Consider the following 14,111-nt stretch of genomic DNA (forward strand, 5'->3'; position numbering starts at 1 on the left):
CAAACCTGCGATGGTAAACGACGGCACGCAAGCCTCTTACGCAAGCCCCAGGTGCGACTTGACCTCGGCGGCACGACGACGGGACACCGGCACCGTCGAGCTCACGCGGTCGAGCCTGAGCTCCATCAGGCCCGTGGAGCCAATCTCAACATTGTGCACGTCTTCCAAATTGACCAGATAGCTGCGATGAACGCGAATAAAGCCCTCGGAGCCCAAGCGACGCTCGAGCGAAGAGATCGACTCATTGATCAGATACGTCCCCTCAGCGCAGACGGCGTTGCAAAAATCGGCGCGCGCCTCAAAGTAGCAGACATCCGCCACGGGAATGAACACCTTTTTGCCCCCGCGATCCACCGTCAGGCGCAAAGGCTGGTGCGGAGCATGGACGACACGGCGAGCGCCCAGGGCAGTCTCAATCTTGTCGAGCGCCTTTGACAAGCGGGCATCCTCGACCGGTTTGACGACGTAATCGACAGCATCGAGGTTGTAGGCATCGGCCGCATACTCGGCAAATGCCGTCACAAACACCACGACCGGCGGCGTCTTTAGGTTCTGCAGCGTCTCGGCAAGCTCAATTCCCGAGCGACCGGGCATGGTAATGTCTAAAAACAGCACGTCGGGCTTGTTCGACAGAATCGACTCCACGGCTTCGGTGACATTGCCCGCCTCGGCAATCTGACCCACACGCGTATCCTTTTCCAACAGATAGCGTAGCTCAGCCCTAATAGGAGGCTCGTCATCAACCACCAAGATGTTCCATCCCTCGGACATATGCGCTTCCCCTCTTTTTCTCTCAATCCAACCGCGCGCTACGCCGTCATCGGCGCCGGCTCATGCGGCTCGCCGTTCAGCTCGACGATGACCTGCGTTCCCACGCCCTCCTGGGACTTCACGCGCATGCCGGAATCTTCTCCGTAAAAGAAATGGATGCGCTGAAGCACGTTGAAGAGCGCCAGGCCGCAACCTCGCTTGATGGAGCCGTCGGCGGTAATGCTCTCGGGCTCCTCCAGGCGATGCTGCTCAAACAGATGCGCGCAGACTTCTTCGCTCATACCGATGCCGTCATCTTCGACGATGATCTCCAAGCCGTCATCGGTCTCGAAAGCCCTAACACGAATAGAAAGCGGCTCGGTCTCGCGCTGCGCATGCTTGATGCAGTTTTCGAGCAGCGGCTGCAAGATAAACGGCGGCACCAAGCTGTCGCGCACCTCAAAGTCGATATCGACCGAGACGCGCAGACGGCCGTCGCCATACCGGGCCTGCATAAGGTTGATGTAACGAGTGCCCTGTTCCACCTCGTGCTCGAGCGTGGTGAGCGTATCGGAGTCAGAAAGCGTCTGACGGTAATAATTGGAAAAATCGATCAGCAACGATCGCGCCTTGTCGGGCTCGGTTCGAACGAGCGACACGATGGTGCTGATAGTGTTGAATAGAAAATGCGGGTCGACCTGCGACTGCAGGGCACGCAGCTCCACGCGGGCCGTGAGCTCGTCCTGGCGCTCGAGCTCAAAGCTGGCGAGCTGCGTGGAAATGAGATCGGCAAAGCCCGAGGCCAACGCCGTCTGGCGCATATCGATGCTGCTCAGGCGGGGGTAATACAGCTCGAGCGTGCCCACGCAATGCCCGCGCACGGTCAGTGGCGCGACAATGCCGGCGCGCAGACGGGGAAAATAGCCGCCCGTCTCATTGGAGGCGTCGCGCGAAAATACGCTCTGTTCGCCGGACTCGATCACGTTGAGCGTGGTCTTGAGCACGACCGGGGTGCCGGCAGGGCACCTTGCCGAGTCCTCGCCCCAGCTTGCCAACACCTGTTTGCCATCGGTAAAGCAGATGGCAGAGGCGATGGTCTCGGACAGGATGATCTTAGAGGCGCCCTGGGCCGCTTCGGGCGTAAGGCCGCGCGACGTGTAGGCGAATATTTTTGATGCGATGGCGAGCGTACGGTCGGTTGCGCTCGATGTGAGGTCGTCGGGGACCACAAAGACATACGAGAAAAAGAAACACAGCATGACCAGGCCGGCAATAACGACAACGCCCGGAACGGGATTGGGATTATCGGTTAAATCCCAGATAAGCAGCAGGATAAGCGCCGGAACGACAACACCGAGCAGGATGGCCTGAACCACATGCTGGGCCGTACGAAAGACCTTGGTAGAGTTGTAGCTCTTGCCCAGAATCAGCCTGTTTAAATCCACCGTCATCCCCTCTTGTCCGTAGCACCCATAGCAATAAAGAGGGCCGCAAGCGACCCTCTCCATTGCATTATGCAATCAAAAACTGTGTTTTACATCCAGCCATCGACAAACGGTAGCTTAGGCGCTGTATTTGTTGGCCTCGCCAAAGGTGCCAGCCTCGACGATCCAGCCGTCCTTCATGATGACGTCCATGTTGTCGGTGTTGAGCACGTGGATGTCGGCGGCGACGTCACCGTTGACGACCAGCAGGTCGGCGCACTTGCCGGCCTCGATGGAACCGGTCTCGTCCTCGATGTGGCACATCTTGGCACCGTTGAGGGTGGCGCAGGTGATGGTCTCGACCGGGGTGAAGCCGATCTTGTCGACGAACTCGTACATCTCCTCGATGGAGCAGGTGCCATACGGGGTGACGAAGGAGAAGGAGTCGGAGCCGATCGTCATGACGACGCCGCGCTTCTTGGCCTCGCGCAGGCAGTCGTAGTTGCGCTGCAGCTCCTTCTCGACCAGGGTGCCCTCGTACTTGTCGTGCAGCTCGGGGACGTAGACGGGCGGATAGGTGGCGTACCAGGTGGGCAGGAAGGCGATCGTCGGGGTGAAGAAGGTGCCCTGCTCGGCCATGAGGTCCATGGTGCGCTCATCGATATCGAAGCCGTGGATCAGCTGCTCGCAGCCAAAGCGGACGGAATCGTAGGCAGCGGCGTGGTTGTTGTAGCAGTGGCTCCACACGGGGATGCCGACCATCTTTGCCTCTTCGACCACGGCCTGGATCTCCTCGGAGCAATAGTGCTGGTCGCGACCGGAGTCCCAGCGCCAGATGCCACCACCGGTAGCCCAGATCTTGATGGCATCGGGGTTCTCGCGCAGGCGACGACGGACGGCCTTGCGCAGATCCCAAGGACCGTCGACCTGGTCGCCCCAGGGATGGGATTCCTTGTTGAGCTCCTGGGTGCAGTGGTGAGAGTCGCCGTGACCGGCAACGCGGCAGAAGCCCAGGCCGGTGGCCAGAACGCGCGGACCCTTAAAGACGCCCTTGTCGATGCAGTCACGGATCTGGATACCAAAGCGGCCGATCTCGCAGACGGTGGTGAGGCCGTGGGTGAGGCAGTCGTAGGCCTGCTTGACGGCGACGGCCTGCTTCTCGAGGAGCGGCTGCATGACCCAGTCGGTGTCATCGTCGGTCAGGTTGCCCGAGAAGTGCAGGTGGGTGTCGATCAGGCCGGGAAGGACGGTCTTGCCGGCGGCGTCGATAACCTCAACGCCCTCGGGAAGGTCCTGCATGACACCGGCGTACTCGATCTTGCCGTTGTCGTCGACGAGAACGAGGGAGTTCTCGACCGGCTCGGCACCGGTACCGTCGATGAGCTTACCGCCAACGATTGCATACTTAGTGGACATGGTTCCTCCTTATGGATCCATATAGTGGGCGAGGCCATGTTGGGTTAAGGCCTCACAAAGCTACCCAAGTGGTGCCGGGTTCGGTGCGCAGAAGAGAGGGTTCCGCGCACCCGATCCGCCCCGGCTAGGCGTTACTTTTTGCGGGAATTGGTGAAAGCCATGAGGGCCAGGCCAATGGCCAGCCAGCCGATCACGATGCTCCACTCCACCATGTTGAGGGAGGCGGGAGAGAACGGGATCACGAGCAGGCCGATGATGACGGCGCAGGCAGCGACAGCGAGGCAGATGCCAAACTTGCCGCCGGGCACCTCGTAGGGACGAGGCAGGTCGGGCTCGGTGAAGCGCATGCGCAGGCAAGCGAGGGCGACCATGCCGCAGGAGAAGATGAAGGCGAGGGCCGACACATTGGTCAGAGGAATGAGCATGTTCTTGCCCAGGAACGGACCGATGACGGTGATGACGCCCAGGACGACGCAGGCGAGCTTGGGAGCGCCGGACTTGGGGTCGACCTCGGCGAATTTCTCGGGCAGCTGGCCCTTGCGGCCCATGGCAAGCATGATGCGGCTCGTGGCGCCATAGAAGGAGTTCATCGGGCCCATGGGTCCAAGCGTGGCGATGACGAGCATGGCCAGGTACAGAAGCATGTTGATGCCCTTGAGGCAGGCAAGCGCGGGAACCGGGCTCTTAACAAACTCATGCCAGTCGAGGATGGTGCCGAACGAGTAGATGCAGACCATGTAGAAGCCGCCTGCGGCCAGCAGGGCTAGGGAGATGATCTTGCCGAACTTGTTCCAGTTGAGGCCCTCGGCTGCTTCCTCAGCCTGCTGAGGAATGGTATCGAAGCCGGCGTAGAAGAACGGGGTCAGAACCAGGACCGACACGATGCCGGCGAACAGGCTGGTGCCCTCGGTAGCGGGCTTGCCGCCGCCAGCACCGGTGACCTGGGAGAACACGGGCATGGCGTGTTCCGGCGAACCGGTGAACAGCGAGACACCCATGGCGAGCAGCATGCCGCAGAGCAGAGCTTTAGTCAGGAAGGCCTGGAGCTTGGCGGCCGAGCTGGCACCGCGGAAGTTGAGGAAGATGACGTAGACTGCAAAGCCGAGCGCGATCAGCGTCGGGAACAGGTAAACGTCGGCACCTAGGATGGTATAAAGCTTGACGGCACGCAGCCACTCAAGACCGGGCAGGCTGCCGAACATCTCGGACACGAGGGTCGAGATGGCGATTGCCTCCCACGGGCACAGGATGCCGTTGCCCAGGGCCAGGAGCCAACCGGTGATGTAGCTCAGCGTACGGCCAAAGCTGCGATCGACATACTCGACGATGCCGCCCGAGATGGGGATAGCAGCCGTGAGCTCACCGAAAACAGCTCCGACGGGCACGAGGAAGATTGCACCCAAGAGGAATGCGATCATAGCGGGAACGGGACCGCCGCCCACGACCATCCAGTCGCCGACCTGCAGAACCCAGCCAGTTCCGATGATGGCACCGAAACCGATGGTGAAGAAGTTCCAGAGCGAAAGCGTTTTCTTCATGCCGCCGTTACCTTCGACTGCAACTTCTGCGTTCTTGTCCGCCATTGTTCCCCTCCTTTCCTTATTGACGCCTCTTTGGCGTCACCCCTTGCGCGGTCCGTTTTGCCGCGCGCTTTTATTTCGTGGCTTTAAGATACGGCCTTGGCACAGCAGCGCCGCTTGTGGCTCGACCGAAGGCAGAACTGCAAAACGAGCGGCGCCGTTTTTGGGACGAACGGCACGGTTTGCCGCTCATTGTTGCCGCCCGCCCGACAGGCGTACGCTCATCGGACGCATATAGAGATGTTTTTGAGGCCGTGTGTTTTGCGCCTTTCGTACCGTTTACCGAGCTTTTGACGCGCAGACCCATTTGTTGCACATCTTTTTTGTAGGATAGACAGGTTATACATGAGACAAGGCGGTACGAATGGCATACGGATACAACGACGGTGATCAACGGCGACAAAGCGTTCGCCTTGCTGGCCGCACCACGCCGACGCCCAGAAGTGCCACGAGCAGCAATCCGCAACGCCCTCAAGAGCAACCCAGGCCTTCGTCTCGGCAGCAGACAAGCAGAACACGGCAGAGTGGCCGTCCGAGCACGGGCACAAGCGCGCAGCAAGATAGCCGCTTGGGTGCGCGCACTCGACAGCGTCAGGCCGAGGTTCCGCAACTGCGCCGCAACGGCGCACGTCAGCCCGGCATCCATATCAACCGCTTCTTTTCGCATCCCCAAGGCGGACGCGACGGCAAGCCCTACCGCTCGACATCGTACGTGAATGCCCCCGCCCTGCCGGCTCGTCGGCTTCGCCTCGCACTGTGCTCTATCCTCACCTGTCTGGTCTTTGTGCTTATGAGCTCCTGTATGTCCCACGGCTCGGCCGGTCTCGAGCCCACCGCCGAGGACAAGCTGCTCAAGGCCCCCGTCGCGCCCGGTTATTCTTTCGCCTTTTCGACCCCGCGCTCGCAATGGCAAGCCGGCACGATGCCCCATATCTATCAGATCGACCCCGCGTGGTCGGAGTTGCCTTACGCCGGCGGCACCATCCGCCAAAATGCCTGCGGGCCTACGTGCCTCACCATGGTCTATATCTTTAAGACGGGACGCACCGATATGACCCCCGTCGATATGTGCGCGCTTTCCGAGGCGGGCAATTACGCCCCCACCGGTGCAACCGAATGGTCTTTTATGACGAGCGGCGCGTGGCAGTTGGGACTTAACGGAACGGAACTCCATAACGATCGTGACTCGATGACTCAGGCGCTGCGTTCGGGAGCGCCCGTCATCGCCGCCGTTCGGCCGGGCATCTTTACCAACGTGGGCCACTACATTGTGCTTTACGGTATTGACGACGCCGACCAGATTGAAGTCTTCGATCCCAACTCGGCCAGCCGCAGCGCCCGCCGCTGGGGCGTCGTAGAGGTCCTCAACGAAGTCGAAGCCATGTGGGCCTACTACTAGTCACTGGGGACAGACTTAAATGAGTGGTCTCTGGATGCCCGGAACTGCCGGCACGGAAAGCGCATCCTGCTTTGGGGCCCAATAGCGGGGTGCGCTTTCCGTTAGCGGCCCGTTTGGGAAACTAGGGACCGCTTTTCGACAATAATCCGGGATGCATTTTCCGATTGAGGGCCTCAAGGGAAACCGCACCCCATGTTGGACGCTCATTCTGGAATGTGCTTTCCGCAGTTGATCGATGCGGCCTTTAAGGACTGTCCCAAGCTGCCGGCAGGAAAGGAACGTCCCCAAGTGCCGGGTTTCCGCAGCCTGCAATGCTCCTCATGAACAGCCGCCTCAATAACAAAAGCCCCCGCGGCCGAAGCGGACCGCGGGGGCAACAGACCTGCAAGAGTTAACTCAAGTCCTCGCCATTTGATGCAATGACCTTTTGGTACCAGCAGAAGCTGTCCTTTCGGTAGCGATCGAACGTGCCTTTGCCCATATCATCGGCATCAACATAAACAAAGCCATAGCGCTTCTTCATCTGCCCCGTCGAGGCCGACACCAAATCGATACAGCCCCACGGCGTGTATCCCATCAGGTCAACACCGTCCTCGACAATTGCATCGCGCAGCGCAAGAATATGCCTTCGCAGGTAATCAATATGATACGCATCGTGGACTTTGCCGTCTTCCAGCGCATCGAGTCCGCCCACACCGTTCTCGGCGATAAAGAGCGGAAGATGGTAACGATCGTGGTAGCCGGCAAGCGTCACGCGCAAACCCAGCGCATCGATCTGCCACTTCCAGGCAGTCTCTTTATCCTTGAGGTACGGATTGCGCAGCGTCGGGAACACGTTGCCCTCCGCCTTCTCGGCGATCACCTGATCATCGGCGCACACCAAGCGCGAGCAATAGTACGAGAACGAGATGAAGTCGACCGTATGCTCTGCCAGATACTCCGTATCGCCCGGCTCAAAGGGCACGTGAACACCCTCTTTCTCGAGTGCACGCAGCTTCCAAGCAGGATAGGCGCCCGCAGCCATCACGTCTGTGTAGAAGTAGCGGCCGCGGTCCTCCTCATACGCAAGCCATACGTCCTCGGGCGCACAACGGTACGGATAGGTCGCACCGGCAGCGACCATGCAACCCACCTTGTTTGCGGGATCGATCTTGTGCAGAATCTCGACAGCGCGAGCGCTCGCCATAAACATATGGTGCGAGAACGCCGCGGTCACGGCTGCACGGTCACGCTCATCCTCGAGCGTGGCACCCGCGTTGAGATAGGACAGCGCCACGCTGTTGATCTCGTTGAACGTAAGCCAATAACGCACGAGGCCCTGGTACGCGCGTCCGACGGTCTCGACGTAGTGCGCATACCGCTCGATCATCTCTCGGCTTTGCCAGCCACCATAGCGCTCGACCAGAGCCAACGGATAGTCGTAGTGCGACAGCGTCACAAGCGGCTCGATTCCATGCTCGCGCAGCGCCTCGAATACCTGACGGTAAAACTCCAAGCCCTCGCCGTTGGGCTCGGTCTCCATCCCTGTGGGAAAAATACGGCTCCAGCAAATTGAAAGACGCAGGCACTTAAAGCCCATCTCGGCAAAGAGCTCGACATCCTCGTGCCAATGATGGAAGAAGTCGTTGCCCCAGCGGCATGGATACAGCCTGTCCGGATCGTCCACGGGCTTTTGCCTGCCAAACATTACATCCCAGCGGTCGGAACCCTGTGGGATCAGGTCGGAGTGCGACATGCCGCGGCCGCCCTCGTTCCAGCCCCCTTCGGCCTGGTTGGCGGCGAGGGCACCACCCCACAAAAAGCCCTCGGGCATACCGGCGGCAGACGTTCTGTCAAAGTAACTCATGCTACTCAGTATCCTCGGCAGAAGCTGCCGCGGCGTTCTCCTGCTCCTGAGCCAGGAGCTGGTTATCGTACACCTTAAAGAACGGGTACCAGACCACAGCCATGACCACGATCAAAACGATCGTAAACACCCAGATGCGCGGGTCGAGGCACTGGACAAAGCCCTGAACGAAGATGGGGAACGTGCCGCTCACCAAGATGTAGAAGTTAGAGACAAGACCCAGTGAGACCGCACCCCAATACAGCAGGGCCGAGATCATGCCGCCTAGCACAAACGGAATCATGAGGATCGGGTTGAAGATGATGGGCGCGCCGAAGATCGCGGGCTCGGAGATACGGAAGAAGCTCGGCACGATCGATGCCCTGCCAAATGCCTTGAGCTGCTGCGACTTTGCCCTAAACGCGCAGAGCGCCACAAAAGAGAACGTATTACCCGTGCCGCCGATGAGGTTGATGGCCAACGACATGAGCACCGGGTGGAACTCAAGCGGCTGCCCGGCAGCATAGAGCGAGGCGTTGGCGGCAAAGGCGGCAAGCGAGACCGGGGCGGTGATGGGCATTACGATCATGTTGCCGTGGACGCCAAAGCACCAAAACAGCAGAGTCATGAAGCAGATAAGCAGTGCGCCGGGCACAGAGTCAACTGCGACGGAAAGCGGGGCAGCGAGCAGCTTCTCGATAACCGAGGGGATGGACAGCGCGGGATCGATCATCTGGATCAGCAGGTTGCCGCCAAAGAAGATGAGGATGTTGGCGAGCATAGGTACGATGGCGCCAAAGGTTTCGGACAAAAACGGCGGCACGCCATCGGGCATCTTGATGGTGATGCCCTTGGTCTGGCAGAAGCGCGTGACCTCGACGGAGACCAAGGCAACGATGATGGCGGTAAACAGGCCCTGCGCACCCAGATAGGTGCAGGGGACCGCCTGGAGCACGGACTCGTCAGCAAGCTGGTAGTAGGACGACGGCGCCGCGGCGATCAGGAACATCACCAGCGAGGTCATGCCGGCGTTAAGCTTGGGCATCTTGTAGGTGCCCGCCAGGTTATAGGCGATTGCGAACGTCACGATCACCGACAGTATGCCCATCGTCATATTGAAGGGGATGAGCAGCGTGAGCTTATTGGCCGTCGCAAAATCGAGCCAAGGGCCAAAGACGGACCAGAACCCGCCCTGCGCCACCAGGTCGGCCGTGACCGGCGGGTTGGCGAGGATCATAAAGACGGCAGATACCAAGATGAAGCTGATCGCGCTCATAAAGCCCTTTTGCATGGAGGCAAAGTGGCGCTCGGTGCCGCAGAAATTGGCGATAGGGGTCAGTTTTTCCTGAAGCAGGGTCATGAACTTCTCCATGGTCGCCTCCTAACCCAACAGCGACTGGGCGAGTGCCAGCACGTTGGCGGCGTTGCCCATGCCGTAGTCCTGTGCGGGGATGACCGCGGTCGGCTTACCGCTCCCCTGCTTGACGGTGTTGAGCTGGTAGGACACCTGCGGCCCCAAGAGCAGCACGTCATAATTGGCGCACGTCTCCTGATACTCGCCGATACCCACCGCATCGATATCGAACTCGATGCCGTTTTGCTCCGCATATTTCTCGAGTTTCTTCATCAGAATGCTTGTAGACAGACCAGCTGCGCAAACAAGAAGGATCTTCATAAGGGATTCCCTTCGCATTGATTGGTTGGATAGTCACCGCACGCCGCTAGGCGTTCTTGGTTGCAGTGCACTCATACAGGCAGATCAGCTCCTGCACGAGCTCCTGAGCAAGCATGGAGCACATGAGGTGGTCCTGAGCATGGACCAGCAACACATCCACCGACAGATGCTCGCCCGCTGCCTCAGTCGAAAGCAGCTGCGTTTGAATGTGGTGAGCCTTGATTCCCGCATCCTTTGACTGCTTCATGAGTTTGGCGGCGGCGTCAAAATCCCCCGCTTTTGCCTTTTCAAGGGCTTCGAAGGCAAGGCTGCGTGCCTCTCCCGCTGCAGCGACCAGCTGAAACGAAACCATCTCGGTTCCCTGATCGTCCATAACGGTCTCCTCTCCCGTGATGTTTGGTTTGTACTTGAATATTCGAAACGCCTATCTCCCGCCCGCAATCCTCGAGGTTTATTGCAGGTAGACAGACAGGGTTATCGACAAAAGAAGTCTTAAGCCGTATGCGCTTGCACAAGCGCCATCAGCTCATGCCAGGACCGGCGCTCGCGTAGGCGCTCGACCCCCTGGCGGTCCATAAAGATCTCGGCGAGCAGTGAGCTCAAGATCCGCGCCTCATCGCCGCCCGACCGGGCAAACGACACCATAAAGACGATATCGACCTCATGGCCGTATTCGTCCCAAAGAATGGGATGTTCGAGCAGGCCCACGGTAACAAAGGCCTCGGCGCTCAAGGGATGCATCCCATGGGGCATGGCTACCCCATTGCCAAACGAGGTGGCACTCGCGCTCTCGCGCTCGGCGACCTCTTGGGCAAACGGGGCATCGACACGGCCGCTCTCGACGGCGCGCTCGGAGAGATATCGGAGAACGGCCTGCTTCGACGACGCCTCAACGCGGTTGAAGAACAGGGCACGGCTAAAGAAAGAGCTTACGGAGTCCGATTGCGCAGTGTCGTCGCTCAGCACCTTGCGGATAGCGTTGACATCGCTCGTCTCCAAGAAGAAATCGGCCTCGCGGACGGGCACGGGCAACTTGACGTTGAGCGGCACCGTTGTGAACACGTAGTCGATGTGCGAAAAATCGAACGTTCCCACGCGGGCGACATCGCATGTCTCAATCGAATCGATATACATGCCAAACTGCTTGCGGTACTGGTGCTCGAGCATACGGGCGCTTCCCGCTCCCGAGGCGCACACGATCAGGATGCGCTTGCGACGCGGCTGGTCGGCTTGCTGCTCGAGGGCCAGGGCAAATGCCATGGCGATGTAGCCGAGCTCTTCATCAGAGGGCTGGCTGCCAAAATGACGCTCGAGTACCTGCGAGGTGCCAGCTGCCATCGAATAGGCCAACGGAAACCTCGTCTTGATATCGGGCAGCATGGGGTTATCCATATGCATGTGATATTCAAGGCGATAGCCCAGAGGGCCGATATGCCGAGCAAGGTTCATGCGAAGTTCAAGATCGCCGCTAAAGTCAAACCTAAACTCATCGTTGACCGCACGTACCATCTCGGAAGCAATCTCCCACATCTCGTCCGAGATAACGACAGAGCCCTTCTCGGGCACGCCCGTGCCCCTGCCGAGCAAATGGATTGCGATAAAGGCAACCTCTTCTCGGGGCATGCTCACGCCCAGGGCATCCTTGATGTTTGCGGCAATCTGGAAAGCCGCGGCGTATTCGCGCGTTCCCTCCAGTTTTTGAACGTCCGATTCTGCAGCTGGGACATAGCAGCCCTGCTCGATGCGGCCAAGAGCAATGTAAAGATGCATGATGAGATTGCGGGATGCCAGCGAGCTCACCGTGACGGGCGAGGCCGTCAGGGCATCGTCCACACATGCGGCGATGGCCCGCAGGCGCTCGGCGAGCTTTGCATCGTCGGTGTCGGGCAACACGGGCCTCACCAGCGAGGCCAGGCACAGGCGCCGTTGTGACTCCCCGCCCGCAACGCGGATTCCGTAGCGTGGGCGCTTTTCGAGCGTTAAGTCAAATTGGGCGAGTTTCTGCTCTACCAGACGCATGTCATTGGACAGAGTTCGCGCCGAAACGTAGAGTAAATCCGCATACTCCTCAATCGTCACCCACTGGGACCGCATGAGGAGGTCGTTAAGAAGGAAGGACACACGGCCATCGCGCGTATCAGGAATGCCCGGATGGGCCAGAGCCGCACCGTCTAGCAAGCGAGCAAGCTCATCTGCACGTGCAACATCGATACGATACTGCCCCTTGCTGCCAACGATGCGTGCAACCCCTGCAAGGCTGTCGTTTGCGCGATGGATATAGTTTCTCACGGCGCGCTCGCTTACCTCGAGACGCTTGGCAAGTACCGCGACAGCGACAGGCTGAGCGTCCTCGATCATATTTACAAGCTGCTTGACGCGAGCATCCATGTCCTCCTCCTTTCCCTGCGTCTAGTCTAACGCGGTAAAGAATGACACTCCACGTCGCGCTCGTTCCGCCAACTCGGAACAGGTTGCGGGGAGTCCAGCTGAGCTATGGAGAGCCTGGGGAGAGGGCCCGAAGGCAATGCGTCGGTGTGGGATGCGCCTTCCCAGCCATTGGGCAGTCATTGGGGACAGACTTAAATGAGTAGTCGTTGGGGACGTTCTTGTTTGACTAGTCGTTTAAGAACGTCCCCAATGACTATTAAGGACTGTCCCAAGCTGCCGGCAGGAAAGGACCGTCCCCAAGTGCCGGGTTTGTCCCCAATGACTAGGTGAATAGCAAAAGCCCCGCAGTCGGAGCGGACTGCGGGGCTCATGAAGAGAGGCTAGTTTGCGGGCGTCTTGCCTGGCGCCCACGAGAGAGGCAACGAAGTAGAGACTACTCGTGGATGCGGGTACCGGAGAGACCGGCCATGGTCTCGGCGGCCTTGTCCAGGGCGCCGATGATGCAGGTGCGGCCCTTGCGGGAGCGGGCGAACTTGATGGCGGCGCGGACCTTGGGCTCCATGGAACCCTTGCCGAACTGGCCCTCGTCGGCCAGGCGCTCGGCCTCGTCGGCGGTGATGTCCTCGAGCTCCTCCTGGTTGGGCTTGCCGAAGTTGATGGCGACGTGCTCGACGGCGGTCAGCAGGAACAGGACGTCGGCGTCGCAGTCCTCGGCCAGCAGCTCGCCGCCCAGGTCCTTGTCGATGACGGCGGGAACGCCCTTGTAGCAGCCCTTGTTCTCGTAGTCGCGGACGACGGGGATGCCGCCGCCACCGCAGGCGATGACGATGAACTCGTTGTCGAGCAGGTTGAGGATGGAGTCGGCCTCGACGATCTTCTTGGGATCGGGGGAAGCGACGACGCGACGCCAGCCGCGGCCGGAATCCTCGACGAATACCTTGGAGGGATCCTCGGCCATGAACTCCTTGGCCTGCTCCTCGGTGTAGAAGGGGCCGATCGGCTTAGTCGGGTTCTTGAACGCGGGATCGTCCGGGTCGCACTCGATCTGGGTGACGACGGTGGCGGCGTGCCAACGCTTATAGCGCTTGTGCATCTCGCGGCCGATGCCCTGCTGCAGGTGATAGCCAATGTAGCCCTGGGACATGGCGCCGCACTCGGGCAGCGGCATCTCGGGGGTGCCGATGGCGTCGTGGGCGGCGGCGAAGGCGTTCTGGATCATGCCGACCTGCGGGCCGTTGCCGTGGGTGATGATGATCTCGTTACCCTGCTCGATAAGACCAAGGAGAGCGTGGGCGGTGTTGCTCACGGCCTGGATCTGCTCGACGGGGTTGTTGCCGAGGGCGTTGCCGCCAAGGGCGACGACAATACGATCGGGCTTGCCAAGAGGCTTAGACATTGCTGGAATCCTTTCTGTAAAAGGCCTACAACCCATTAATAACCCGCGTCCGTGCAATACGCGAGTTTATTAAGGTTTATATTCTCTTTATCGCTCATTTTATTCATTTTGAAAATAGTTGAACGGTGAACGGTCGTTTTTATCCGCTCAGCGTACAGAACCCCAGCTTAGGCATATCTACGCCATTTACGTGCGACTTTATTTTAATAGAGCAGGGATTAGACCAGATTATGCGAACTATATCTCCGCTAAACGCAA

11 protein-coding genes are annotated in these 14,111 nt (G+C 59.5%); 1 reads left to right on the forward strand and 10 read right to left on the reverse strand.

Annotation, left to right across the window (positions count from 1 at the left end):
- Nucleotides 1-36 precede the first annotated feature (36 nt).
- The 4 genes from AAAX73_RS00520 to AAAX73_RS00535 form a co-directional block, all read right to left on the reverse strand.
- On the reverse strand, nucleotides 37-771 hold the full coding sequence (locus AAAX73_RS00520) for a response regulator (RefSeq protein WP_349124722.1): 735 nt from the start codon (nucleotides 769-771) through the stop codon (nucleotides 37-39).
- A 38-nt stretch (nucleotides 772-809) separates the two neighbouring features.
- Complete coding sequence (locus tag AAAX73_RS00525) at nucleotides 810-2,195, reverse strand: histidine kinase (RefSeq protein ID WP_349124723.1); 1,386 nt, start codon at nucleotides 2,193-2,195, stop codon at nucleotides 810-812.
- Between the two features lie 117 nt (nucleotides 2,196-2,312).
- Nucleotides 2,313-3,590 (reverse strand): amidohydrolase family protein, encoded by a 1,278-nt coding sequence (locus tag AAAX73_RS00530; protein ID WP_118080668.1) that lies wholly within the window; start codon nucleotides 3,588-3,590, stop codon nucleotides 2,313-2,315.
- Between the two features lie 131 nt (nucleotides 3,591-3,721).
- Nucleotides 3,722-5,173 carry an APC family permease gene (locus AAAX73_RS00535; protein ID WP_117629718.1) on the reverse strand — a complete coding sequence of 484 codons (1,452 nt, stop codon included), beginning with the start codon at nucleotides 5,171-5,173 and terminating at the stop codon, nucleotides 3,722-3,724.
- 565 nt (nucleotides 5,174-5,738) lie between these two features.
- On the opposite strand from AAAX73_RS00535, the gene AAAX73_RS00540 reads away from it, so the two are divergent.
- Nucleotides 5,739-6,569 carry a C39 family peptidase gene (locus AAAX73_RS00540; protein ID WP_233542989.1) on the forward strand — a complete coding sequence of 277 codons (831 nt, stop codon included), beginning with the start codon at nucleotides 5,739-5,741 and terminating at the stop codon, nucleotides 6,567-6,569.
- A gap of 391 nt (nucleotides 6,570-6,960) precedes the next feature.
- Here AAAX73_RS00540 and AAAX73_RS00545 read toward each other — a convergent pair whose 3' ends face one another.
- The 6 genes from AAAX73_RS00545 to arcC form a co-directional block, all read right to left on the reverse strand.
- A complete protein-coding gene (locus AAAX73_RS00545; RefSeq protein ID WP_349124724.1) occupies nucleotides 6,961-8,415 on the reverse strand; it encodes a family 1 glycosylhydrolase in 1,455 nt (484 codons plus the stop codon).
- A 1-nt stretch (nucleotide 8,416) separates the two neighbouring features.
- On the reverse strand, nucleotides 8,417-9,766 hold the full coding sequence (locus tag AAAX73_RS00550) for a PTS transporter subunit EIIC (protein ID WP_349124725.1): 1,350 nt from the start codon (nucleotides 9,764-9,766) through the stop codon (nucleotides 8,417-8,419).
- A 9-nt stretch (nucleotides 9,767-9,775) separates the two neighbouring features.
- Nucleotides 9,776-10,069, reverse strand: coding sequence for a PTS sugar transporter subunit IIB (locus tag AAAX73_RS00555; RefSeq protein WP_349124726.1), 294 nt, complete (start codon nucleotides 10,067-10,069; stop codon nucleotides 9,776-9,778).
- Nucleotides 10,070-10,115: 46 nt separating this feature from the next.
- Entirely contained in the window at nucleotides 10,116-10,442 is a 327-nt protein-coding gene (locus AAAX73_RS00560) for a PTS lactose/cellobiose transporter subunit IIA (protein WP_117648559.1), read from the reverse strand.
- Between the two features lie 119 nt (nucleotides 10,443-10,561).
- Nucleotides 10,562-12,457 (reverse strand): BglG family transcription antiterminator, encoded by a 1,896-nt coding sequence (locus tag AAAX73_RS00565; protein ID WP_118080664.1) that lies wholly within the window; start codon nucleotides 12,455-12,457, stop codon nucleotides 10,562-10,564.
- Between the two features lie 433 nt (nucleotides 12,458-12,890).
- Nucleotides 12,891-13,853, reverse strand: a complete 963-nt coding sequence (arcC, locus tag AAAX73_RS00570) for a carbamate kinase (RefSeq protein WP_117716147.1) — start codon at nucleotides 13,851-13,853, stop codon at nucleotides 12,891-12,893.
- Nucleotides 13,854-14,111: the final 258 nt, after the last annotated feature.

It is taken from the genome of Collinsella sp. CLA-ER-H9, assembly GCF_040092295.1.
Classification (GTDB): Bacteria; Actinomycetota; Coriobacteriia; order Coriobacteriales; family Coriobacteriaceae; genus Collinsella.

Bases quoted from the DNA above. Each gene is read 5' to 3' on its own strand.
- AAAX73_RS00520 (WP_349124722.1), bottom strand. From the start codon at position 771: ATGTCCGAGGGATGGAACATCTTGGTGGTTGATGACGAGCCTCCTATT.
- AAAX73_RS00530 (WP_118080668.1), bottom strand. From the start codon at position 3,590: ATGTCCACTAAGTATGCAATCGTTGGCGGTAAGCTCATCGACGGTACC.
- AAAX73_RS00535 (WP_117629718.1), bottom strand. From the start codon at position 5,173: ATGGCGGACAAGAACGCAGAAGTTGCAGTCGAAGGTAACGGCGGCATG.
- AAAX73_RS00545 (WP_349124724.1), bottom strand. From the start codon at position 8,415: ATGAGTTACTTTGACAGAACGTCTGCCGCCGGTATGCCCGAGGGCTTT.
- AAAX73_RS00550 (WP_349124725.1), bottom strand. From the start codon at position 9,766: ATGGAGAAGTTCATGACCCTGCTTCAGGAAAAACTGACCCCTATCGCC.
- AAAX73_RS00555 (WP_349124726.1), bottom strand. From the start codon at position 10,069: ATGAAGATCCTTCTTGTTTGCGCAGCTGGTCTGTCTACAAGCATTCTG.
- AAAX73_RS00560 (WP_117648559.1), bottom strand. From the start codon at position 10,442: ATGGACGATCAGGGAACCGAGATGGTTTCGTTTCAGCTGGTCGCTGCA.
- AAAX73_RS00565 (WP_118080664.1), bottom strand. From the start codon at position 12,457: ATGGATGCTCGCGTCAAGCAGCTTGTAAATATGATCGAGGACGCTCAG.
- arcC (WP_117716147.1), bottom strand. From the start codon at position 13,853: ATGTCTAAGCCTCTTGGCAAGCCCGATCGTATTGTCGTCGCCCTTGGC.